This is a genomic window from Roseibium sp. SCP15, from assembly GCF_040329435.1.
Taxonomy (GTDB): Bacteria; Pseudomonadota; Alphaproteobacteria; order Rhizobiales; family Stappiaceae; genus Roseibium.
Genome location: NZ_JBDZYI010000001.1, coordinates 184,483 through 206,611 on the forward strand (window position 1 = coordinate 184,483; position 22,129 = coordinate 206,611).

Sequence of the window (22,129 nt, forward strand, 5' to 3'; positions counted from 1 at the left end):
ATTTTATAAGTGAAGCGGAAAGGAAGGAAAACATGGCAGAGGGTCTTGTCACACGCGTGAAGCGTTTAGTCTCCGGTGGCGTCAACCAGCTGGTGGATTCCATCGAAAACACTTCCCCCGAAACCGTGATGGCCGAAGCGATCCGCGAGGTTGACCGTGCCGTCGATCAGGTTCGGGACGAACTTGCCGGAGTTCTGGCGAACAAGCATCTGGCAAATACCCGTTTGGGTGAAACCACCTCACGCCACGAAGAGCTGCAGGGTCAGATTGCTCTGGCGGTAAAGCAGGGAAGGGACGATCTGGCCGAGGCTGCGATCGCTCGTCAGCTGGATCTGGAGGTGCAGATACCGGTTCTGGAATCTGCTGTTGCAGATGCCAACCGCGAAGAGAAGGAACTTGAAGGGTACATCAGCGCTCTCCAGGCAAGAAAACGCGAGATGGAAGCCGAATTGGCGAATTTTCGCAGGTCGCAACAGCAAAGCGCTACCGACGGTGCTGCCGCAGGAACTGCAGCTCCGAAAAACAGTGCAGAAGGCAAAACCCGCAAGGCCGAAGAAGCCTTTGATCGTGTCATGCAAGGGGCAACCGGTTTGCCTGGCGGTGCGTCTGTCGACAAGGCGGATGCCACCAAACTGGCGGAACTGGAAGACCTTGCCCGCAAGAACAGGGTATCTGAACGCCTGGCAGCACTGAAGGCGGCAGCGAGCGACGGTTAAGCATGGTTGACTTCATCTTGGCCAATCAGAACACACCTTTCGCCGTTGCTCTGGGGCTGATGATTGCCATAGCTCTGGCGGAAGGCGTGGGCACGCTGATGGGGCTGGGTCTGTCGAGCATGATCGACAGCCTCTTGCCCGAAGTCGATCTGCCTGACGTCGATGTCCCGGACATCGATGCTCCAGATTTCGATGCGGACATCGCAGGCGGCGCATTGCCGGGCGATCTGGAAGTGATTGGCGCCGGTGCGGATGCAACGGGTGCCGGCCAGGGGATCTTCACTCAGATTCTCGGATGGCTGTGCTTTGGAAAAGTGCCGGCATTGATCATTCTCGTGATCTTTCTGACCGGGTTCGGTCTGGCCGGTTACATCCTGCAGAGCGTGGTTCAATCCCTCAGCGGTTGGTTGCTGCCGGGCGTTGTCGCCTCAGCAGGTGCTTTTGCCGGTGCATTGCCTTTCACCAGGGTGACGGCCCTCGGGCTGTCGAAAATCATGCCCAAGGATGAAAGCGATGCCGTCTCCCGCACAACCTTTGTCGGCAAGCCTGCGCTGATCGTGCAAGGGAACGCGGAAAAGGGGCTGCCTGCTCAGGCAAGGCTGAAGGACATCAACGGCCAGAACCACTACTTGCTGGTCGAGCCGGATGTCGAAGGCGAAGTGCTCGCACAGGGAACAGGTGTCATCATCGTCCGCCAGCTCGGGTCTCGCTACACGGCGATCGAAAACACCAGTGCAGCACTGTCCGGCGCCAGCGAATGAGCGCGGCGCCGGGCCTCTCAAGTTTTACATAATTGATGGAAGGAGAAAGTGGTTATGGACCAGTTCGTAGGCATAATCATTCTCGTGGGTGTCGGGTTTATCGCCCTTCTTGCCGTTGGATTGATCGTTTCGAGACTTTATCGCCGGTCTTCAAAGGAAGTTTCGTTTGTAAGAACCGGCTTCGGCGGGCAACGGGTCGTCATGAACGGCGGAACGCTGGTGCTGCCCGTTTTGCACGACATCATTCCGGTAAACATGAACACGCTTCGCCTCGAAGTGCGCAGGTCCAACGATCAGGCTCTGATCACCAAGGATCGAATGCGTGTGGATGTGCTGGCCGAATTTTACGTTCGCGTACAGCCGACAATTGAATCCATTGCCAACGCAGCACAAACGCTTGGCCAGCGGACAATGAAACCCGAAGCCCTGCGTGAGCTGGTGGAGGGCAAGTTCGTTGACGCCTTGCGCGCGGTCGCAGCCGAGATGGCAATGGAGGAACTGCATGAGCAACGGGTGAATTTCGTTCAGAAAGTGCAGGCGGCGGTATCTGAAGACATCTTGAAAAACGGTCTGGAGCTCGAATCCGTTTCGCTCACCGGGCTCGACCAGACCAACAGGGAGTACTTCAATCCGGAAAACGCCTTCGATGCCGAAGGTCTGACCAAACTCACACAGGCCATCGAGGAGCGCCGCAAGAAGAGGAACGACATCGAGCAGGAGACGGAAGTCCAGATTCAGCGCAAAAACCTGGAAGCCGAGCAGGAGCGTCTTCAGATCAATCGGGATGAGGAATTCGCGAAGCTCGAGCAGCAGCGTGAGGTGGAGATCCGCCGGGCGGAACAGGCTGCGCTGATCGCCAAGCAACAGGCTGATCGTGAGCGTGAAGCCGAGGAAGCCAAGATCCTTGCCGGTCAGAAGGTCAAGGAAAAGGACATTGAATCCAACCAGGTGGTCACCGAGCGTCAGATCGCCATGGACCAGCAGGTGCGTGAGCGGGAAATCGCCAAGGAGCGGACCGTTGAGGCAGCCAATGTCGAAAAGCAGAAGCTGGTCGAATTGGCTGAGCAGGATCGTGACATCGCGGTTGCAGCCAAATCTCGCGAGAAATCGGAAGCTGAGGCTCAGGCTGACGAAGCCAGAGCGATTGCCGCGCGCGCTGCTGAGCAGGTGGCGACAGCTCGTGAAACGGAGGTTGCCGAGCGTGACAAGCAGATCGAGTTGATTGAAGCGCGCAAAGCGGCCGAGATGGATGCCGTGGCCATTACGGTCGGGGCGGAAGCCCAGAAACAGGCCGCGGTCGATCATGCGGAAGCGGTTCGTATTGCTGCGGAAGCTGAAGCTGCCAAACAACGCATCGAGGCCGAAGGTTCGGCTGCAGCCGACAAGCTGCGGGCTGAAGCTGAGAAAGCGCTTTATGAAGTTGAAGCTGCGGGTCAACGTGCGATCAATGAGGCTGCAAATCTGTTGTCGCCTGACCAGATCGCCATGCAGGTTCGCATCAAGCTTCTGGAGCAGCTGCCTGGAATCATTGCGGAAAGCGTCAAGCCGATGGAGCAGATTGACGGTATCAAGATCATCCAGGTGGATGGCATGACCGGTGGCGCCGGTGGTGCAGCGAACGGTTCGCACGCGAACGGCTCTGGTGGCGGCAACCTTGCCGATCAGATGGTGTCTTCTGCGCTGAAGTACCGCTCGCAGGCACCGCTGCTCGATGCAATGATGAAAGAAGTCGGCCTGGACGGCTCCGGTCTCAGTGGCCTTACGGCCAACCTGGGAACAGCCCCGGCAGCGGTTACGGACGAGACAACTGACATTGTCGGTGAAGACGAGCCGAATGGATCCTCTGGCGCGACATCTGTTGAGAACGGCGCCGTCGCTGCAAAGCCGCCAAAGGCAGATAGCGGAGAAAGCTCACTTCCCGCTTGAATGGGGGCGAGCTTCAAAGGTACTGGAGGGCCCGGCGATCAGCCGGGCCGACAAACTCATGTCAGCAACTCTCACGGCGGATTACTGGCCGTTCTATTCTTGCCGCTCTGGCTCTGTTGGACAATCCGATGGAAGGACCACCTGGCATTTGGAACTCGCTCAATGATGTCCCCGGTGATGATGCAGCGCCTTGGCGACTTCGATGGATTTGGCAGCTTCGAAACTGTTGGCAACTGCCATGTCCCAATAGGTTGAATATCCGGGAATGTCGTGAGCCTGATCGAGGAGGGCGCCTTTCTTCAGCCAGGTGAGGGCCGAGCTGGCCGGCATGATGGCCCGCTGGCCCTCCCGAACGAAGAAATGTTCGGGCTTGAACTCGCGTGGATGGCTGAGGCCTGATGCCGCCGTGAACGCCATCAGGGACTTCAGGGTGTTGCGGTGGAAGTTGGCGACGCGTTCAGCCTTGTCCGGCACCACCAGCGCCATCTGACGTTTCGGGTCCTGTGTCGCAACGCCGGTGGGGCATCGGTTGGTGTGACAGCTCTGGCTTTGAATGCAGCCAACCGCGAACATGAACCCACGGGCGGAGTTCACCCAGTCAGCTCCCATCGCTATGATTCCTGCAATGTCAAAGGCGCTGATCAGCTTGCCGCTGGCACCGATCTTGATGTCGTCCCGCAGGCCGGAGCCGACGAGGCAGTTATGGACGAAAGACAATCCCTGGCGAAGTGGAGTGCCCAGCCGATTGGCGAATTCGATCGGTGCGGCGCCGGTGCCCCCTTCTGCACCGTCAACGACGATAAAGTCCGGTTTGATACCCGTTTGCAGCATGGCCTTGATGATGGCCATGAACTCCCAGCGGTGACCGATGCAGAGCTTGAAGCCGACGGGCTTGCCTCCCGACAATTCCCGCAAGGTCTTGATGAAATCGAGGAGCTCCAAGGGCGTGGAAAAGGCGGAATGAGAAGCCGGTGAAATACAGTCCTGTCCGACTGGAACGCCGCGCGCCTCGGCTATTTCCTCCGTCACCTTGGAGCCGGGCAAAACACCACCGTGCCCGGGTTTTGCTCCCTGGCTCATCTTGATTTCGATCATCTTGATTTGCGGATTTGCAGCTTGCTTCTCAAATTTCTCCGGGTCGAAGGAACCGTCAGCCGCGCGGCAGCCAAAATAGCCGCTTCCCAGCTCCCAGACGAGGTCGCCACCACCTTCACGGTGATAGCGTGAAACGCTGCCTTCTCCTGTGTCGTGATAAAAGTTTCCGGCCTTTGCGCCCTTGTTGAGTGCAAGGATTGCATTCGCGGACAGGGAGCCGAAGCTCATGGCCGAGATGTTGTACAGCGATGCGGAGTAGGGGTGCTTGCAATCCGGACCGCCGATGGTCACGCGCAGCTCGTCGTGGTTTTCAGGCTTGGGACATATGGAATGATTTACCCACCCATAGGAACTGGCATAGACGTTCAATTCCGTGCCGAATGGCAGTACATCTTCGATATTCTTGGCCCTGTCGTAGACCATGGATCGGCGTTCTCTGGAGAACGGGCGGCCATCCTGATTGCTTTCAAAGAAGTATTGCCGGATTTCAGGCCTTATCGCCTCGAACATGTACCGGAAGTGCCCGGTAACCGGATAGTTGCGTAGTACGGCATGCTTGTCCTGGTGAAGATCCAGAAAACCGATGATGGAAAGAATGGCAAAAACCAGAAATGGCCAGAAAAAATGGCCGCTCCAGGCGAACATCAAAACAAAGCTGACGAAAGTCAGCGCCTGGCATAAGACAAAAACAAAATAGCGGGCGGGAAACACGGGCAGGTGACTCCTCAAGGTGAAAACCTGATTGCTTGCTTTTCTAGTTGTGTCAGGCCGCAAGCAAAAAGGGAAGGGTCAAGACCTGCAAGTCGGCAATGAAAAGGTGAATTTTTTGCAATGGTTAGCGGTATCGGCAGTCCGAGCGAGCTGTCTTCGGACATCCCTTTCAGGTGTAAAGACCTACGCAGGAACTCGAGTGAACTGATCCAGCAACAGATCGGCTGTTCCCGAAGCGCCCGGTTCCCTGGCAATGATGTCGGCAGCTTTCTCTGCTCCTGACTTGTAGTCCGGATTTTCCAAGTCCTTCAATGCCTTGGCAAGATTGTCTGAAGTCAGTTTCTTCTGTTTTATCGCGGCAGGACCGGCGCCGATCCGGTGAATGCGATCCCCCCAGAACGGTTGGTCACCGAACACGGGACAGACCAGTGAAGGTTTGCCCCAGCGGATCGCTTCATGCGTGGTTCCGGCACCGCCGTGATGCACGACTGCAGCGCAACGTGGAAACAGCCAGCTGTGTGGAGCTTTGTCGAGCAGATGGACACGATCGGCCAGGTTCGCCGGGAGTTTCTCCTTGACCAGGCCGCCCCATCCGGTCGCAAGAATCGCTCGCTTTCCGGTTTTGGACAGCGCCGAGAGCACCGTATCAGTGAGGTGTTGCGGGTCCTTGCTCGGCATGGAGCCGAAGCCAAGATAGGTGGGAGCGGGGCCGGACTGCAGAAACCCTTCTAACGCATCAGATGGCCTGTAGGCGGGGTCTGGCTCGGTAAACCAATAGCCGCATGGAAGGCACTCGGTTGGCCAGTCCTCCGGCGTTGGAACCAGAGCACTGGAGAACGCCTGTAGCGAGAGCGCCTTGCTTCCATCCGGCATATAGCCGTCGATCTGGTCTTGCGGATTGTTGATTTCGGCTGTCGCTTCATCCTGAAGCGACCGGACCAATGGACCGAGGCCTGCCCGCATCAGCCATCTGCCCAGGCCGTAGCTCTTTTTGTTCAGGTACGATCCGAGATCTGGAATACCAAACAGTGCGATCGGAAAGGCTCCGGTTGGAGCCGTAACCGGTTGAAGGGATGTTGGAAGGGCCGGGACGTTCAGTCTTCGCGCAACGAGGGTCAACACGGTAGCCTTCAGATTGAACAGGATCAGGACCGGCTTTTCATCGATTCCGATCTGCCAGAGCTTTCTGGCAACTTCCTTCTGGAGGTTCAGATTCTGCCGGGCAGCCTTGATCATCCCCTTGAGGGAAAACAAGGCTTCGCGGACTTCCGTGGTTTGCAAGAGTTCCTGGTAATTGATCGGAACGGGGCGGGCGCGGGCTCCAGCCGTTTCGATCATGTCTTCAAAACCTTCTCCGGTCGTCAGAACAACCTCGGCATTGCGAGCAGTCAATTCCCGTGCAAGAGCCACATAGGGCTGAACATCTCCACGGGTACCGAGGGAAGCGATCAGGACTTTGGGTCTTATATCGGTCATCGCGGGTGCCAGGAGACGGTTGGGGATAGAACAGAAAGGAAAGACACCCTTCAGATGGCGAGTTTAAATTCAAAATGCAACCGCCATCGCAAAGCCGAGCGCGCGTCTGTGCGAGTCGACGCGTCTCTCACAGGCGCGAGAGACAGCGAGTTTGAAACGTTGACGGAGATCGCCTAAGGCTTTTTCGCAAGCGCACTGACCTCAAGGGAAATCCATGCAAACCACATTTTCGCTTCGGTCAAACGGATCAGGCCTCTACGAGTTTACGCCAAGCGTTGCCGGCTGGCTTGCTGATGAAGGTGCCGACAACGGGTTGCTGACATTGTTCGTTCGGCATACTTCGTGCTCGTTGCTGATCCAGGAAAATGCTGACCCGGATGTTCAGGTGGACCTGCGCGCATTTTTTGAAAGGCTGGTCCCGTCTTCGGATCATCCCTCGATGAGCTACCTCATACACACCTATGAAGGACCGGATGACATGCCCGCCCATATCAAATCGGCTCTATTGCCTGTCTCTCTGTCCATTCCGGTCTCAAACGGTCAGATGGTGCTTGGCACCTGGCAGGGGATCTATCTGGTTGAACACCGCGCAAGGCCTCATCTCCGACAGGTGGCGGCACATTTTCTGAGAGATCGCTAGGCGGGCGACCCACGCATGCATGACCAAACCAGGTCTTTGGTCTTTTGTGCTCAGGCGCTAGGCAAGTGCTTACGTCCTCAGCGCCGGCAATCCAACGCCGGTGCTGTCGAAACCGCCGTCGGAAGCGACGACCTGGCCGGTGACATAGCTGGCCTGCTCAGAACACAGGAACGCGATCACTTCGGCAATTTCCATTTCCGTCCCGTATCTGTTGAGCGGAATGGCATCATGATAGGCGTCGATGATTTTCTGGCTGTGGACCGATTTTGCCATGTTCGTCCAGACAGGACCCGGGCAGACGCAATTGGCACGTATGCCATATTCACCGAGTTCGGCAGCCTGTTGCTTCGTCAGTTGAATGACGGCAGCTTTGGACGTGCCGTAGGCGACCCTCAAGGTTGAAGCTCTTAGCCCAGAGATGGAGCCGATATTGACGATGGAACCGCGTGTTTCCTTCAGTGCTGGAAGCGCTGCCTGTGACACCAGAAAAATGCCATCAAGATTCGTGGCCATCACGCGCCGCCACAAGGCAAAATTCGTCTCTTCGATCGGCCCGAACTCTGCAACCCCAGCGTTGTTTACCACCGCGTCAAGTCTGTCGAATTTCGAAAGAATGGCGGGGAGTGTTTCTTCAACCTGCTCGGCGATTGAAACGTCGCAGACAAATGGGGCAGCTTGATCCAGACCTTCAACTGCCTGAGACAGACCGGCGCTGTCGCGATCCAGCATGGCAACCTGCCACCCGCGTTCGAGCATCAGCTTGGATGTCGCAAGACCAATGCCTCTGGCCGCGCCGGTGATGAGGGCAACTTTTTGAGTCATATTCCACCAACTAAATTGAGAACACGCAATTGAGCGTAAAGGGACTGACGTCACGCTAGCAGTCCGGAGTGGCAATCTCAACGACGAGAAAACTCCGCTCTCTCATGCCTCACGTAAGGTGTCGCCAAGTGGTCTTCTGCGTGCATCGAGCTCTGTTCTCGATGAAACAATCAAAGGCCTCGGGAACAAAGCAAGGCAAGGAAACATAATTAAGTATCTGACAACGCTGCGTCACATTTCTGGAGTGCGGCCGTCGAGTGTTGTACTCTATCCTTTTCGAGGGGAGATGATGCGCGGCGTTTTACTTTTTATCTTTGCGTGTTTTTATGTGAGCACGAGCCATGGTTCGGAGACGGAACGAGTTGCTCTGGTCGTTGGCAACGCAAGTTACGAAAACGTCTCGAATCTCGCCAACCCGACGAATGACGCAGAAAAGATCGCGCTGGCGCTGGAGCGGCTTGGCTTCAAGGTGATCGTTGGCATCAATCTGAACCAGGCCGGTTTTATAGAGAAGATAAAGGAATTTTCCCGCGCAATGAGAGGCGCAAAGATCGCTCTCTTTTATTATGCTGGGCATGGACTGCAGGTGAGGGGACAAAACTATCTGGCGCCGGTCGACACCAGGCTGAATGACGAGGCAGATCTGGAGTTTGGAACGGTCCGCCTGCAGGCGATCATCTCGCAAATGGAAAGAGAACAGCGAACGAGCATTATCCTTCTGGATGCGTGCCGGGATAACCCGCTGACCAGAAATCTGGCGAGTTCGATGGGAACCCGATCAGCAGCCATTGGAAAAGGACTTGCACCGGTAGAAACCGGGATCGGGACGTTGATTGCCTATTCGACCCAACCCGGAAATGTTGCCTATGACGGAACTGACGTTCATAGCCCATTTACGGGTGCACTGCTCAGGTATCTCGAAACGCCCGGTGAGGATATCGCAGTCATCTTGCGCAGGGTGAGGCGTGACGTCCTGCGCGAAACCAAGGGCGTTCAGGTGCCCTGGAGCAATTCGTCGCTGACCGGGCCGGTGATCCTGTCTGTTCCCGACCCTTCAACGAAACCGGCCGTCGACACGATCGAGCTCACCTATTGGGAGAGCATACGCGACAGTGCAAACCTGGAATACTTCAAGTCCTACCTCAACAGATATCCGGAAGGAAATTTTTCCGACATTGCCCGATTGAAGGTTTCGGAATGGGAGCAGGGAACGCCAAACACAAGTCAGTCAGGCGAGCCGGCATCCTCATCAAAAAAAGCGCCTGATGCCGGAGAGTTCTCCGGCGCCGAAGCTGCAACCGAACTCTTCAAACTCGAAAGGGAAACCGCCGAAACCACACGTCGAGACAAACTGGCGTCGCTCGATGTCGCTCTCCTCAACCCAGCTGAAAATCTTGAATCGCTGAAAGAATTGTCCGGGTCAGCGCTCGCGCGGTCGATCCAGGCTGAATTGAATCGGGTTGGCTGCAAAGTCGGAACGGCCGACGGTGTCTGGGGCAAGAACAGCAGGAACGGCTTGAGGCGATTTTCCATCTACGCCAAAGCCGGTCTTCAGGAACTAGAGCCAGACCCGAAAGTGCTCGAAATGCTGAAGGACAAGAGCTTCCGGGTCTGTCCACTGGATTGCCCGGCCGGTTACGTTGAAACCGCCAACAAATGCTACAAGAAAACCGCACCGCGTACAGCCAAAAGCAAATCCCATAAAACCAGATACGGAAAATGTGTCGCCGACCACCGTTGGTACACCAGCTACCTGAAAGAATGCGAATAGCGAGAGGTTTTCAAAGGAGTTCTTTTTCAGAGCTGTGTCAGGGACTTGGACGCCAATATCTCACATGGATATGCAAACCCTGATCGCACCGGCATTGTCCCACAGCGCAATATCCTTGTCATTGATGCGAAAAGCATAAACGCCCGCTGGATCCCGGCTGTTGACTGCAAGGGCCGCAAATTCGGCAAACGGGACGATCCGCCCGACCTGATCTCGTACGAGCATTTCACCGAATGCATAGGACTGATCGAATTTGTAACCGTAAAGCGGTCCGAGATTCTGCGCATCTTGGCCGGAATACCCCCGAGGCCCGACAGGCTTGTACAGACCTGAGATGACACTCCAGCTTCCCGAAAAACTGACTTTCCGGATTTTGCCATCAGGAACGCTCAGGCGTTGCCAGCCTTTCTTTGCCTGTACGTCCACGCAATGGTCGGCTGCAATTGCAGTGGTGGTCGAAAGGATGAAAACAATCAGAAAGAACGGCAGAAAATGCATGACCGGATCCGCTTAATTACCTAAGGGAATTTGGCCGTTAACCGGGACAGAGGTCAAGTCATCGTGTCAAAAGCCATTTCGCCCTCACGCAAGGCTCACGCATTCTTGGCTTGTAAGTATGACGACGTCGCCCCACATCCTATGATGAACGATGAGGGTCGTTCCTCCCCTGACTTGTGCCGGGCTTCACAGAAGGCTCGGCACTTTCTTTTTGGGCTAACTGGGGAGAAACGCAGTCGAAATCCGTTTTCCTGCGGTCGATTACCGGTTTGCATTGGTTTCCTGGTCGCAATGCGTTATCAACGACCGGGCCGTTTGCAAGCGGCTCAGGGCGGAAAAACTGGATATGTCAGCCGTCGCCGGACTTGTTCGGCAGCTGCGATCTAAAGGAGGGCGGCCCGCGCCGTCGGACGGGGACGACGCGGGCTCTAACACCGGCCTGAAAAGGAGGGGCTCAGGTCGCGGTGTTTGCCGCAGCCGCCAGAAGAGCGGCAATCTGATCTTTGAGGTGAAGTCGCTTCTTTTTCAGGTCTTCCAGCACTTCATCTGCCGCCGGTTCCACATTGGTTTCGATACGATGCACTTCACGGTTTATCGTGTGATACTCGTCGGCAAGACGGGAAAAATGCGCATCGCCGGCTTTCAGCGCGCGCAGTGTTTCGGTTGCTTCCGGGAATTCTTCGTGCAGTTCGTGTGGAACGTGACTCATTCGTGCCTCCTTCTGAGATCCACAAAGTGCAACCTCACGATTTGGTGCACCTTGAGAAATATCAATTGGAACAGCTTTTATGACGGCGAGTTTTGTGGTGTCGGAAAGACAACGATTTATCAGGTGTTTGGAGGATTGGAGGCCTGACTGTGCAATCGTGGGGGACGATGAATTCGTGTCCTGATACGGGAAGAGACCGCCTCAAATTGCGAAAGACGGCCTCTGAACCACGTGCACATGTATTTAAATGTTACTCTTATAGATAAAATAGATTCTATATTTCGTGTAAAGACCCGATGTTCAATATAATCCGATTCTTGACGTGGGTTACGTCAACGGAAGTATCTTAATCTCTGTTTGCTCAGTCATTTATTGCTTTTTTAGCGATTTGTTGCTTTTCGGGAAAAAGTTTCTTCTTAGCGCCAGAGTTGCATAAGGGTGACATTCGGTGGCGAAGCCGCGCCAATGTTTGCCTTTGGAGAGCATCTGTCCTTTTCCATGAGACAATAGCGTCAAAGGCTCAATCCTGACTTCATTGAAAGAACGAGGGCAACTCGTCAACACAATGGTTCGGAAGGCACGTGATTGTGTCAGTACAGCCAAAGGTGGAGGCAATCCGGACCGAATTTTGTGAGTGAATTCGATCGTTTATTATTCACTGATTGGAAAGTCTCCTGACAGAAAGCTGTCAGGAGCCGGTTGATAAGGTGATGTTCATCACAGCAACCCTGGAGACTTTCAATGACATTCGCTCCCGATCACTTCACAGTCTGGATGGAGATCCCCGTTTCGGATCTGGATAAGGCGATCAGTTTTTATAATGACGTTTTCAAAACGGAGCTCAAGCTTGTCACCGATATGGGACCAAATCACTTTGCGATGTTTCCGACAAAGGATCCGAACGGAATTGCCGGACACCTGTATCCGGGAAAACCGGCTGAAAAAGGAACAGGCCCGACTGTCCATATTGCCTGTCCTGACAGCCTGGAAGAAACCATGGAGCGGTTCGCCCGGGCAGGAGGAGAGGTCGTTTCCGACCCGGTTCCGATTCCCGCTGGCCGGTTCGCCTATGGCGTTGACCCGGATGGCAACTCGATCGGTATGTTTTCTCCCACCTAGGGAGCAGCTAGGATGCTTTCTCCGTAAGGAGATTGCTTCATGAGACGCGCCGACCGCCTTTTTCAAATCGTGCAGTATTTGCGCGGCGGCCGGCTTGTCCGGGCTCGTCAGCTGTCTGAATGGCTGGAAGTATCCGAACGAACCATCTACCGCGATGTGGCCGATCTGCAGGCCTCTGGCGTCCCGATCGAGGGGGCTGCGGGTGTCGGCTACATCATGCGAGATGGATATGAGTTGCCACCTCTCATGTTTACGCGCGACGAAATCGTAGCCCTCCTTGCCGGTGCGCGGCTGATCCGCGCCTGGGGTGGTGCTGCAATGGCTCGCGCGGCTGAAGAGGCGATGATCAAGATCGATGCCGTCATGCCCGAGAAAATGCGGGTTCGGCAGAACGAAGTCGAGATCCATGCCTTTGCGCCCGAGATGACACCGCAAGTCAGAGGGCATATCGACTTTCTCGAAGCTGCCGCTGATGCTCGCAAACGGTTGTCGATCGCCTATTGTGATAGCAAGGGCGATGCTTCGCAGCGTGTGATCCGGCCGCTGGGGCTCTGGTTCTGGGGCAAGGTCTGGACGCTGGTTGCCTGGTGTGAGCTGCGTCAGGATTTCAGGATGTTCCGGCTCGACAGGATCTCAGAGGTCCGCGAAACCGGTGAAAGATTTCATGCCGAACCTGGCAAAACGCTCAAGGATTTTTATCGGCAGATGGAACATACCGAAGACGGAAAGTCGGGCGCATAGCCGCCCGGTCTTCGTCCTTTGCGGTCTGTTGCTTCTTCAGATCAGCTTTGGAATGTTCATCGGAGTGACGATCTGGATGTCACTTTCCGAAGTGAGAGGGGGATCCCCCAGTCCGTGAAATGCAAGTATGTGCCGAAAGGCGGAACGCATGTCGGCACGCAGGTCGTGATGCAGGACGAAGGTCAGCCGGTCGCCACGCAGCAGGTCCAGATTGTCTTCGTCAAGATCGTGGGCGATGAACACGGAAGGACTGTGACCGGCATCTTCCAGCGCTTTCAAGACAGCCATGTTTCCGCCACCCATTGAGTAAACGCCGGCAATTTTCATGCCGGTTCGAGTGTTTTCGCCGACCTCATGGCCTGTGGCCGGGTTCAACCCGCCGCCACCGCTGGCGTCGATGAGTTTCAAGTTTGGCTTGTGACGTAAGAGTTCGGACTTGAAGGCCTGGAAACGATCCTCTTCCCCCTGAAAAGCGTGCTGACTTAGCGTTGTGAGCACAGCCTCGTCACCTGACCGCAGGAATGTTGCCATCAGGTATGCAGCGGTCTGACCTGCATGAGTGTTGTTCAACCCGGCATAGGCAAGACGGTCAGAACCGGGAATATCCGTAAAGACCGTCAGGACAGGTATATTCTTCGCGGTCAGCGCGGCAATCGCGCGTCGTGTTTCAGGTGTGTCGCGAGCTTTCAGGCAGACACCCTGCGAACCGCGCTTTCGAAGCCTTTCAAGAATGGCAACACAGTCTTCCTCGCTCATGGTTTCAGCCACGGTAAAGCGCGGACGGATTGCAGCAGGTCGGAAGTCGGCGAGGATATCATCGACGGCGTGCCGGATTTCTCTGGTGAAACGGGTCGGCGCTTCCACGACGATGTCGATGAAGATGCGTCTTCCCTTCGCGGCAAGCTGGCTTTCCTGCCGTGTCAGTTCTTCGATTGCATCCTCTACGCGGCGTCTGGTTTGGGGGCTGACATGCGCACGATTGTTCAGCACACGATCAACCGTTGCAGTGCTCAAACCTGCTTGCAGGGCTATTTCCTTGACTGGGAACCGGTGAGTCATTTGATGGATTCTTGATGGATTTTCAGATCAGCTGCAAGCCCGGTTTTGGTATTCTTGAAGTCGAATTTGACGTTGGGAGGAACAAATGGATCGTCAGGTTGAATTGGACGGCTATTTTGAGACGGCACATTGCGACATTGAAGACTTCAAGAAGCTGGTCGATCGCAAACTCGTGGAAGGTGACGTTCCACAGGCGCATGGGATCGAGGCCAACATTCCAGTCTATCGCATCGACCGAATGGCTTCGGTCCTGGAAGGGCAGGCGAGCCGCCGGCGTTTGATGGCCGAGTGGGCCAGGGTGCTGAAGGACTTGTCCGGTGTGCTCGTCCTGAAAAACGCCTATTCGGACAAAGCTCCGCTCGATGCTGCAACGCAGATTTACAACCAGATCATCGAGGAAGAAAAAGCGTCTTCAGGCGGGGGGGCTGACCACTTCGCTGCAGCAGGAGCCAATGACAGGATCTGGAACTCCCTCCAGAAACTTTGCCTGAGAGCACCGGATGTCTTTGCAGACTGTTTTGCCAATACGGCCATCAACACGGTTTGCGAGGCATGGCTGGGTCCGAATTACCAGATGACGGCGCAGATCAATCTGGTTCGCCCTGGCGGTGCGGCGCAGCAGGCCCACAGGGATTACCATCTCGGTTTTCAAACAGCAGAAACCAGCGCCAGATATCCGGCCCACGTTCACGATCTGTCGGCCGTGATGACATTGCAGGGCGCGGTCGCTCATACCGATATGCCGTTGATCAGTGGCCCGACGAAGTTGCTTCCGTTTTCACAGCTGTATCGGCCCGGTTACATGGCCTACCGCCTTGATGAGTTCAAGGAGTTCTTCGAAACAACCTACGTGCAGCTGCCTCTGGAGAAGGGCGATGCGGTTTTTTTCAACCCTGCTCTGTTTCATGCAGCTGGTGCCAACACGAGTGCGGACATTCAGCGCATGGCAAATCTTCTGCAGGTGTCGTCTGCCTTTGGCCGGGCAATGGAGGCGATAGATCGGCAGGCAATGAGCCTTGCGCTCTATCCGGTGCTGCAGCAAAAGATAGCGTCAAACCAACTGGGAGCTGCGGAAATAGAGGCGGCTGTCTCGGCCTGCGCTGAAGGCTACTCTTTCCCGACCAATCTGGACAACGACCCGCCGGAAAGAGGTCTTGCACCAGAGACCCAGAAGCAGCTTCTCCTCAGGGCGCTGGGCGAAAACATGTCAGCCGAGGAATTCTCGCAAGCTCTGGCCGCGCAGGCGGGCAGACGCAAACCGTGAGCAGCTTGGGAGGTCATCTCAGCGCGGCATAACCGTTGCCGTAGATTTCCCGAAGAAGTTTGCGTTTGATGGCCCGGGCGTAGTCGTCGTAGTCAGTGGCAATTTCGACAAAGGCACCCGGGCCCCTGATCACAAAGCTCTCGTAGTAGCGCGCGGGGATGGTGTTCGGTCCGGCTATGACCAGACCGTTTACGGTAATGCCCTGGAAGTCAAAGGCGTTATAAGCACTTTCGGGTCCGAAACCGTCGTTGTTGATGCCATCTCCGGCCACATCGATGACTTTGCGCGCGCACGGCCTCGGTGCTTGCCTCATCTGCACAGAAGCATATCCCAGCGCATAGCCGATGGCCGTTGGAAACTCAGTGAAGCCTCTGGGTGTTTTTCTCAGCGTTTCGGAGGCAGTTGCGGCGCTTGCTCCGTCGTTCAGAAATTGCCAGTTCAACTGCTGAAGCTGCTGGTAGCGCCCGCTCCACTCGAAACTGTTGATCCAGATCCCACCGACTGCCTCGATCGCCTGAACCACATCGGTATCGCTCAAAGCATCGGCCAAACCATTCAATTGCAGCCGGTGTTCACGCGCATCCACACTCGCAGATCCGTCCATTGCCAGAACAAGAGCAAGAGAGCAGGAAAAGGCCTGGCTTGCGCCGAGGCAGATCGTGGAGATTGACGCCAGACCAGCCACGGCGAAGCGAAAGGCAGCAGATGTCTGGTTTCCTCGTTCCTCTGGACGATCTTTCATAGCCATGGCCTCACCAGTCCTTCGGCAGTTTATCAAGTCTTTTCGCAAGCTGCCTGGAAAAACGGCTTCGCATCAACTCACGGCAAGTAAACCTAAACGACTGGTTCAGCTTGCGTTCAGGTGAAATTGACTACACCTTGCGCACTAATTCGTGAGCAGAACCGGAATCGGACACGTGAAACAGATTTTTGCCTTTTTGATCCTGACGTTCCTGGCCGTATTGCCGGCCGAGGCCGCTTGCCTGTCGCAAGCCCAGGCCCGTGATGCCGTGGCCAGCGGCAAAGCAGCGTCCCTCGGGTCGGTCGCGGGACGTGCCGGAGGAGAGATCGTCAAGGCTCAGCTTTGCCAGCAAGGCGGCGGCTATGTCTACGTTCTGTCGGTTCTGAAAGGCGGCAAGGTGACGACGGTCACAGTTCCCGCCAACCGGTAACTGCTAGAACCGGCTCCTATCGAACCGGCTTTCTTTTGGACGCTGGTACTCTCAGTCAATGAAACAAGAAGTCAAAATTCATGCGCATCCTTGTTGTTGAAGACGATACAGACCTGAATCGACAGCTGGTAACGGCCCTTGAAGAGGCTGGCTATGTTGTCGACAGCGCGACGGATGGAGAAGACGGGCACTTTCTCGGCGATACGGAACCCTATGACGCCGTCGTTCTTGATCTTGGTCTTCCCACGCTTGATGGTTTGTCGGTTCTGGAGAACTGGCGCAGGGACGGGCGCACGATGCCTGTTCTCATCCTGACGGCACGTGATCGATGGTCGGACAAGGTTGCGGGCATCGATGCCGGTGCGGACGATTACGTTGCCAAGCCTTTTCATATGGAAGAAGTGCTGGCCCGCGTGCGCGCACTGGTGAGGCGGGCTGCCGGTCATGCATCAAATGAACTGACCTGCGGTCCGGTGCGCCTGGATCTGCGTGCAGGCCGGGTGACTGTTGACGGCAGCCCGGTCAAGTTGACCTCGCACGAATACCGGCTTTTGTCCTATCTCCTCCACCATCAGGGCAAGGTGATTTCCAGAACCGAACTGACGGAGCATCTCTACGATCAGGACTTCGACAGGGATTCCAACACTGTTGAGGTTTTTGTAGGCCGATTGCGCAAGAAGATCGGCTCGGACATGATCGAAACGATCCGGGGTCTCGGTTATCGGCTTGGAGCTGCTGGTGACGAGTGAGGCCAAGCCAGCTGCAGCGGGGCACCCCGCCGCCAAGCCTCAGAGATCGCTTGCTTCGCGCCTTGTCATCGTTGCGGCGGTCTGGTCGACCATTGCGCTCGCCCTTGCTGGTGTCTTTCTGGTGGGCCTATACGAAAGAGCAAGTGAACGTGCATTCGACGCGCAGCTTGAGGTGCACATCAAGGCGTTGATCTCCGGCATGCTGGAGACGAGTGCCAATGAGGGCAGGGCGACACAGACCGTCACTGCGCCAACCTATCGTGGTGATCCGCGCTTTTCGCTGCCGCTTTCGGGTTGGTACTGGACGGTTCGCCGCGCAGACAGTCCGCAAATTCTTTACTCCTCCGAATCGCTGCTCGGCGATCCGCTGAACGCCCCGCCTATCGGTGATGAGGAAGTTTCAGCCGGATACAGCACGGGCCCGACCGGCGATGAAATCAGAGTTCTGCAACAGCGAATTTTTCTGGGTGACGAGCCCTATGTCATCGCTGTTGGCGCAGCGACAGCCGGGTTCTGGGCGGAAGTTTCCGAGTTCGGAAGGCTTGTGACCCTTACATTGTGCATTGTCGGTGCCGGTCTGATTCTGGCGATCTTTTTGCAGGTTCGCATCGGCCTTAAGCCGCTGACCAGATTGCGTGCGTCGCTCTCCGCTGTTCGGCAAGGCGAGGCTGAGCGCATCGATGAAGCCTTGCCCAGGGAAATCGCCCCTCTTGCTGTGGAACTGAACGCCTTGATCGTGTCCAACAGAGAGATTGTGGAGCGCGCCCGTACCCATGTCGGCAATCTTGCACACGGGCTCAAGACACCCCTTTCGGTCATCGCCAATGAAGCCAGATCATCCGGTGGACCGCTGGCCGAGAAAGTGTCGGAGCAGGCCGAGGTGATGTCGACACAGATCCAGCACCACCTGGAAAGGGCGCGAATGGCCGCGCAGCGCCGGGTGATCGGTGTTTCCTGCGAAACCGAACCGGTGCTTTCACGGCTCATCCGGGCCATGGGCAAGATTTATCAGGACAAGGGCGTTCTGGTGGACTTTGAACAGAGCGCGCCGATTCGCTTCAGAGGAGAGGGACAGGATCTCGAGGAGATGAGCGGCAACCTGATCGACAACGCCTGTAAGTGGGCGGCTACCAGGGTCGAGGTGAATGTCGCTCCATTGAATGATCCGGCAACGAACCGGGATATGTTCGTGATCACCGTTGAGGATGATGGTCCAGGCCTCACACCTGAACAGCGCGCAGAGGCGATCAAGCGAGGCCGGCGGCTGGATGAAACGGTCCCCGGAACGGGCCTTGGCCTGTCGATTGTGGCCGATCTGGCAGCTCTTTACGGCGGCTCGTTCGAGCTCGACGGGTCCGAGTTTGGAGGCCTGAAGGCAAAGCTGACATTGCCTGCATTGACGCGTGAATAGCTTTATCTGAAACACAGGTGCGTGTAATTGAACCTACTGTGAATGAGTGTGACGAAGATCACAGGTGAAAAGTCTGGACTGTGGCCAAGTTCGGCCACAAATGGAAAATATCACTGATTCTGTTACCGGCTCAGGCCGGTTTTCACGCCCTTGGGAGCCCTCACGCATGCGTTTGCGCACCGCCACCTGTCTTGCTCTTGCCGCGGTTTTGTCCGGCTGTTCTCTCACGTCCGGTCCCAATGAAGCTGGCTCCTTGGGAACTTTTTTCGGTGATCCGGGCACAAACGTGACAGATTCTGAGGCAACGACAGCCATTTCCGTTCTGGTGAACAACGAATTTGGCAATGCGCTGGATCCTTCCGACCGGAAGGCTGCCGAGGATGCTCAAAACAGGGCGCTCAAAGCGCGTGGCGTTGGAGTTTCCGTCGCTTGGCAGAACGAACGCACCGGCCGAAGCGGTCAGGTTCGGCCCGGCCCGGTCTACTCGGTCAACGACACGAGCTGCCGCGAATTTACGCACGAAATGGTGTTGCAGGGGCGAACCTTGCAGGCGCGCGGGACGGCTTGTGAGACCGATCGAGGCGGCTGGCAGGTGATCGGCTAGGTCACGCCCGGATTTCGAGGTATTCGTGCGTTTTAATCCCTAGGTTTATTCTCAACACTTGCTTAAGCCTTGTAGCGGTATCATCGCACGGATGTGGATTGCGATGTTGACGCCCTGAATGAGCTATTCCGATCAGCTTGAAACCAAATTGAAGACCTATTTGAGCAGCCTCAGCCCAAAGGCGGTTGAGGCTCTGGTCCGCAATTTGGAAAAAGCAAAGGCGCAGAAAGACAAGGATCCTCACCTCAACCTCATACTGACTGCCGCTGTTACCTTGCTGCGCAAGCCCCAGTCCGGAACTCTCGACATACCGGGAGGGGAGCACAGGCGGGGTCAGGTCCAGAGGTTGTTCTTTTCACCGCTGGAAGACTTTCTTATCAACGAAACCTTGCCGAACCGCCAGGAAGGGCGTGTCAACAGGGCCGTTCTTGACCGGGTGTGGACCTGGCTGGGCCGGGATGTGATACCCGGCGATGTTCGGATGGTTCTCGATCAGGCAGGCAACAGCACCGTTAGCGGTGAGCGAGTGGATGCCCTTGTTCAGGCCCTTAGAACCCGGTCCGTTGAAGCGGTCAGCGAAGCGTTGCGCAAGAGCGAAATTTCGGAAAAGGAGCGTCGCCGCATAGGCATCGAGCTAGGTGGCGAGCGCGGCATTGCAGAACTTCTCGACATTCAGAAAATTTTTGCAGCCGAACGCTGGCTGATGCCCTTTCTCCAGAACATTCCGGATCGTGTCAACGAACACCGGCTGAAACAGGATCTGGATGTTTTGCGTTTGGTCGACAAGTGTTCAGCTCGCTTTCCCGACCATATTCCAGTGATCGCGGCCGCTCTCGTCGAGCGCGCAGACACACCGTCTGCTCTGTGTACCTTTGCAGGCCGGTTGGCCGGTGACGAAGACCCGAAGGTCATAGCCAATTCACCGTTCGCTCCCTTTGTCGATGTTGTGATGAGCGAAGCTGAACGACTTCAGATTCTCGCACTGGAACACCGGAACAACAATCCGGACCCGGTCGCGTTCTCCCAGGCGCTGGGCGAATATCATTCACTGGTGCGCGGCGTTGAGCGGGACATGGATCTGTCGCTGAGCGGCAAATGGCACAAGCGTTTGTCTGAAACCAAACGCCATATTTCCAGCGAAGTGACGCGGGAGCTGAACAATGCGCACGGCGCTATCCGGCGCGCGCTTCAGGTGCCGAAGTTCGACAAGAACGGTGTGTTGCGGACGGACCAGGAGGCTATCGACGAAGCGGTTCGAATACTCCGGGTGGTCACCATGTCGCGCAATGCATCGGAGACGCTGGCAGTTAATGACGTCGGCAAGCGAACGCGGCAGGCAGTGGAACAAACGCTTGAAATCGTCACACGGTCTCTGATCACGGACCTCGGCAAGGCGCGTGGGCAACAGCTGGAAGCTCAGTTGGCGGCTGCGGATGCGGCCATCATGCTTTCAGAGATCTACTTCGGCTCGGAATATGCCGCTCAACTGCGCCGAAGCCGGCAATCAGCGGTGTCCAAGGCCAAGAATAACGGAAAAGACGCGGCACCAAGTGCCGAACGAAAGCTTGTCGCAAGCGCGTTGGCGCGTCGATAAGTTCCGATTTTTCCAGGTTGCATGGTCACTTACATTGCTATTGACCAAACTCAATGTGAACTCCGCGACTGCCGGTCACACTGTAACAGTCTTGCAATTGCCCCGATTGAACTGTCTATAGTGCCGCCATGGTTTTCTGGATCTTAATCGCCGTAATGACAGGGGTAGCGGCCCTGTCGGTGCTCGTTCCGTTGTCACGAACGAAACGTTCACCTGAGTCTTCTGCAGCAAATGCTGATGAAGGCGTTTATCGTGAACAGCTGGAAGCAATCGACAGCGAGCTGGATCGCGGACTGATCGAACCCGAAGCTGCCGAAGCTGCAAGGACCGAGGTCGCCCGCCGGCTTCTGGCCGCGCATGAAAAGAATACCGGCAAAACTGAAGTCGGTGCTCAAGGAGCGCGGTTGAGAATGGCTCAGGTGTTGGCCTTGCTGGCGCTTCCGGTCATGGCTCTGGGGATCTACATCGCGCTAGGGTCGCCAGATCAGCCTGACCTGCCGCTTTCAGCCCGACTTAATGCCCCGGCGGAAGAACAGTCCGTCGACGTTCTTGTTGCACGTGTTGAGCGTCATCTGTCGGAAAATCCGGAAGATGGCCAGGGATGGGCGGTGATTGCACCGGTCTATCTGACAATCGGCCAACCGGAAGCTTCCGCACGGGCCTACGCCAACGCGATTCGCCTTCTCGGTGCCCAGGCAGACTGGCTGACCGATATGGGTGAGGCGATGACGATGGCCAATCAGGGGCTGGTATCGGCCGACGCGCGCGTAGCGTTCGAGCGGGCTGTCACCATGGAACCTTCAGCTGTCAAACCAAGATTTTTCCTCGCGATCGCCCTTGGCCAGGAGGGGGACAAGGATGCTGCGATCAAGGCGTGGGAAGACCTGCTTGAGGGAGCAGATGAAACTGCTGCCTGGGTAGGAGTGGCCCGGCAACACCTTGCGAAGTTGCAGGGTGCGAACCCGTTGATCGCTGCGCTTGGCGGGCCGTCCAGTCAGGACATTGCGGCTGCCGAGGAAATGAATGCCGATGACCGGCAGGCAATGATCAAAGGAATGGTCAGTGGTCTGGCAGAGCGGCTCGGGAGCGAAGGAGGGACACCTGAGGAATGGAATCGCTTGATTCGCGCATACATGGTCCTGGGGGAGAAGCAGAAAGCTGAAAGCGCGCTGGAAAGTGCGCAGGCAGCGTATGCGGATAAACCCGAGCAATTGTCTCTGATCAAGGACACAGCTGACCAGCTTGGGTTAACAGGGTCTTAGATAGCAAACCGTACGCGGACTGACTGCGT

Annotated in this window: 21 protein-coding genes; 14 read left to right on the plus strand and 7 right to left on the minus strand. The window is 56.2% G+C overall.

Features of this window, described 5'->3' with window-relative positions; genetic code table 11:
* Positions 1-32: 32 nt before the first annotated feature.
* From ABLO27_RS00875 to ABLO27_RS00885, 3 genes are read left to right on the plus strand one after another with little or no spacing between them, the layout of a single operon-like run.
* Positions 33-716 (plus strand): PspA/IM30 family protein, encoded by a 684-nt coding sequence (locus tag ABLO27_RS00875; protein WP_353029895.1) that lies wholly within the window; start codon positions 33-35, stop codon positions 714-716.
* Between the two features lie 2 nt (positions 717-718).
* Positions 719-1,477: a YqiJ family protein gene (locus ABLO27_RS00880; protein ID WP_353029896.1), complete on the plus strand. Its 759-nt coding sequence runs from the start codon at positions 719-721 to the stop codon at positions 1,475-1,477.
* A 54-nt stretch (positions 1,478-1,531) separates the two neighbouring features.
* On the plus strand, positions 1,532-3,403 hold the full coding sequence (locus ABLO27_RS00885; RefSeq protein WP_353029897.1) for a flotillin family protein: 1,872 nt from the start codon (positions 1,532-1,534) through the stop codon (positions 3,401-3,403).
* A gap of 159 nt (positions 3,404-3,562) precedes the next feature.
* Here the strand turns inward: ABLO27_RS00885 and ABLO27_RS00890 are convergent, their stop codons facing one another.
* Together ABLO27_RS00890 and ABLO27_RS00895 are read right to left on the minus strand one after the other, a co-directional pair.
* On the minus strand, positions 3,563-5,209 hold the full coding sequence (locus ABLO27_RS00890) for an FMN-binding glutamate synthase family protein (protein WP_353029898.1): 1,647 nt from the start codon (positions 5,207-5,209) through the stop codon (positions 3,563-3,565).
* Positions 5,210-5,392: 183 nt separating this feature from the next.
* Positions 5,393-6,685 (minus strand): glycosyltransferase, encoded by a 1,293-nt coding sequence (locus tag ABLO27_RS00895; protein ID WP_353029899.1) that lies wholly within the window; start codon positions 6,683-6,685, stop codon positions 5,393-5,395.
* Between the two features lie 214 nt (positions 6,686-6,899).
* Here ABLO27_RS00895 and ABLO27_RS00900 point away from each other — a divergent pair, with 214 nt between their 5' ends.
* Positions 6,900-7,325, plus strand: a complete 426-nt coding sequence (locus tag ABLO27_RS00900) for a secondary thiamine-phosphate synthase enzyme YjbQ (RefSeq protein ID WP_353029900.1) — start codon at positions 6,900-6,902, stop codon at positions 7,323-7,325.
* Between the two features lie 69 nt (positions 7,326-7,394).
* Here the strand turns inward: ABLO27_RS00900 and ABLO27_RS00905 are convergent, their stop codons facing one another.
* Positions 7,395-8,147 (minus strand): SDR family NAD(P)-dependent oxidoreductase, encoded by a 753-nt coding sequence (locus ABLO27_RS00905; RefSeq protein WP_353029901.1) that lies wholly within the window; start codon positions 8,145-8,147, stop codon positions 7,395-7,397.
* Positions 8,148-8,475: 328 nt separating this feature from the next.
* Between ABLO27_RS00905 and ABLO27_RS00910 the strand changes: the two genes are divergently transcribed.
* Positions 8,476-9,918, plus strand: a complete 1,443-nt coding sequence (locus ABLO27_RS00910) for a caspase domain-containing protein (protein ID WP_353029902.1) — start codon at positions 8,476-8,478, stop codon at positions 9,916-9,918.
* Positions 9,919-9,978: 60 nt separating this feature from the next.
* Here the strand turns inward: ABLO27_RS00910 and ABLO27_RS00915 are convergent, their stop codons facing one another.
* Both ABLO27_RS00915 and ABLO27_RS00920 read right to left on the minus strand, forming a co-directional pair.
* Positions 9,979-10,416, minus strand: coding sequence for a hypothetical protein (locus tag ABLO27_RS00915; protein WP_353029903.1), 438 nt, complete (start codon positions 10,414-10,416; stop codon positions 9,979-9,981).
* A 454-nt stretch (positions 10,417-10,870) separates the two neighbouring features.
* A complete protein-coding gene (locus tag ABLO27_RS00920; protein ID WP_353029904.1) occupies positions 10,871-11,125 on the minus strand; it encodes a YdcH family protein in 255 nt (84 codons plus the stop codon).
* A gap of 741 nt (positions 11,126-11,866) precedes the next feature.
* Between ABLO27_RS00920 and ABLO27_RS00925 the strand changes: the two genes are divergently transcribed.
* Positions 11,867-12,244: a VOC family protein gene (locus ABLO27_RS00925; protein WP_353029905.1), complete on the plus strand. Its 378-nt coding sequence runs from the start codon at positions 11,867-11,869 to the stop codon at positions 12,242-12,244.
* A 39-nt stretch (positions 12,245-12,283) separates the two neighbouring features.
* On the plus strand, positions 12,284-12,985 hold the full coding sequence (locus tag ABLO27_RS00930; protein WP_353029906.1) for a helix-turn-helix transcriptional regulator: 702 nt from the start codon (positions 12,284-12,286) through the stop codon (positions 12,983-12,985).
* 36 nt (positions 12,986-13,021) lie between these two features.
* Here the strand turns inward: ABLO27_RS00930 and ABLO27_RS00935 are convergent, their stop codons facing one another.
* The gene (locus tag ABLO27_RS00935; RefSeq protein ID WP_353029907.1) at positions 13,022-14,044 is read right to left on the minus strand and encodes a LacI family DNA-binding transcriptional regulator; all 1,023 of its coding nucleotides are present in this window, start codon (positions 14,042-14,044) and stop codon (positions 13,022-13,024) included.
* A gap of 85 nt (positions 14,045-14,129) precedes the next feature.
* Here ABLO27_RS00935 and ABLO27_RS00940 point away from each other — a divergent pair, with 85 nt between their 5' ends.
* Positions 14,130-15,308, plus strand: coding sequence for a phytanoyl-CoA dioxygenase family protein (locus tag ABLO27_RS00940; RefSeq protein ID WP_353029908.1), 1,179 nt, complete (start codon positions 14,130-14,132; stop codon positions 15,306-15,308).
* 13 nt (positions 15,309-15,321) lie between these two features.
* Here ABLO27_RS00940 and ABLO27_RS00945 read toward each other — a convergent pair whose 3' ends face one another.
* Positions 15,322-16,056 carry a DUF1194 domain-containing protein gene (locus ABLO27_RS00945; protein ID WP_353029909.1) on the minus strand — a complete coding sequence of 245 codons (735 nt, stop codon included), beginning with the start codon at positions 16,054-16,056 and terminating at the stop codon, positions 15,322-15,324.
* A 169-nt stretch (positions 16,057-16,225) separates the two neighbouring features.
* On the opposite strand from ABLO27_RS00945, the gene ABLO27_RS00950 reads away from it, so the two are divergent.
* The 6 genes from ABLO27_RS00950 (at position 16,226) to ccmI (ending at position 22,100) form a co-directional block, all read left to right on the plus strand.
* Positions 16,226-16,480: a PepSY domain-containing protein gene (locus ABLO27_RS00950; protein WP_353029910.1), complete on the plus strand. Its 255-nt coding sequence runs from the start codon at positions 16,226-16,228 to the stop codon at positions 16,478-16,480.
* Between the two features lie 80 nt (positions 16,481-16,560).
* Complete coding sequence (locus ABLO27_RS00955) at positions 16,561-17,229, plus strand: response regulator transcription factor (protein ID WP_353029911.1); 669 nt, start codon at positions 16,561-16,563, stop codon at positions 17,227-17,229.
* The gene (locus tag ABLO27_RS00960) at positions 17,219-18,640 is read left to right on the plus strand and encodes an ATP-binding protein (RefSeq protein ID WP_353029912.1); all 1,422 of its coding nucleotides are present in this window, start codon (positions 17,219-17,221) and stop codon (positions 18,638-18,640) included. Before ABLO27_RS00955 ends, ABLO27_RS00960 begins: the two co-directional genes overlap by 11 nt.
* Before the next feature lie 166 nt (positions 18,641-18,806).
* The gene (locus tag ABLO27_RS00965) at positions 18,807-19,244 is read left to right on the plus strand and encodes an RT0821/Lpp0805 family surface protein (RefSeq protein ID WP_353029913.1); all 438 of its coding nucleotides are present in this window, start codon (positions 18,807-18,809) and stop codon (positions 19,242-19,244) included.
* Between the two features lie 118 nt (positions 19,245-19,362).
* Positions 19,363-20,838: a hypothetical protein gene (locus ABLO27_RS00970; RefSeq protein WP_353029914.1), complete on the plus strand. Its 1,476-nt coding sequence runs from the start codon at positions 19,363-19,365 to the stop codon at positions 20,836-20,838.
* A gap of 128 nt (positions 20,839-20,966) precedes the next feature.
* Positions 20,967-22,100 carry a c-type cytochrome biogenesis protein CcmI gene (gene ccmI, locus ABLO27_RS00975; protein WP_353029915.1) on the plus strand — a complete coding sequence of 378 codons (1,134 nt, stop codon included), beginning with the start codon at positions 20,967-20,969 and terminating at the stop codon, positions 22,098-22,100.
* Positions 22,101-22,129 lie beyond the last annotated feature (29 nt).

Coding starts and splice junctions, on each gene's coding strand:
- ABLO27_RS00955 (WP_353029911.1), top strand. CDS start 16,561: ATGCGCATCCTTGTTGTTGAAGACGATACAGACCTGAATCGACAGCTG.
- ABLO27_RS00880 (WP_353029896.1), top strand. CDS start 719: ATGGTTGACTTCATCTTGGCCAATCAGAACACACCTTTCGCCGTTGCT.
- ABLO27_RS00930 (WP_353029906.1), top strand. CDS start 12,284: ATGAGACGCGCCGACCGCCTTTTTCAAATCGTGCAGTATTTGCGCGGC.
- ABLO27_RS00895 (WP_353029899.1), bottom strand. CDS start 6,685: ATGACCGATATAAGACCCAAAGTCCTGATCGCTTCCCTCGGTACCCGT.
- ABLO27_RS00970 (WP_353029914.1), top strand. CDS start 19,363: ATGAGCTATTCCGATCAGCTTGAAACCAAATTGAAGACCTATTTGAGC.
- ABLO27_RS00945 (WP_353029909.1), bottom strand. CDS start 16,056: ATGGCTATGAAAGATCGTCCAGAGGAACGAGGAAACCAGACATCTGCT.
- ABLO27_RS00900 (WP_353029900.1), top strand. CDS start 6,900: ATGCAAACCACATTTTCGCTTCGGTCAAACGGATCAGGCCTCTACGAG.
- ABLO27_RS00965 (WP_353029913.1), top strand. CDS start 18,807: ATGCGTTTGCGCACCGCCACCTGTCTTGCTCTTGCCGCGGTTTTGTCC.
- ABLO27_RS00925 (WP_353029905.1), top strand. CDS start 11,867: ATGACATTCGCTCCCGATCACTTCACAGTCTGGATGGAGATCCCCGTT.
- ABLO27_RS00875 (WP_353029895.1), top strand. CDS start 33: ATGGCAGAGGGTCTTGTCACACGCGTGAAGCGTTTAGTCTCCGGTGGC.
- ccmI (WP_353029915.1), top strand. CDS start 20,967: ATGGTTTTCTGGATCTTAATCGCCGTAATGACAGGGGTAGCGGCCCTG.
- ABLO27_RS00915 (WP_353029903.1), bottom strand. CDS start 10,416: ATGCATTTTCTGCCGTTCTTTCTGATTGTTTTCATCCTTTCGACCACC.
- ABLO27_RS00885 (WP_353029897.1), top strand. CDS start 1,532: ATGGACCAGTTCGTAGGCATAATCATTCTCGTGGGTGTCGGGTTTATC.
- ABLO27_RS00920 (WP_353029904.1), bottom strand. CDS start 11,125: ATGAGTCACGTTCCACACGAACTGCACGAAGAATTCCCGGAAGCAACC.
- ABLO27_RS00935 (WP_353029907.1), bottom strand. CDS start 14,044: ATGACTCACCGGTTCCCAGTCAAGGAAATAGCCCTGCAAGCAGGTTTG.
- ABLO27_RS00905 (WP_353029901.1), bottom strand. CDS start 8,147: ATGACTCAAAAAGTTGCCCTCATCACCGGCGCGGCCAGAGGCATTGGT.
- ABLO27_RS00940 (WP_353029908.1), top strand. CDS start 14,130: ATGGATCGTCAGGTTGAATTGGACGGCTATTTTGAGACGGCACATTGC.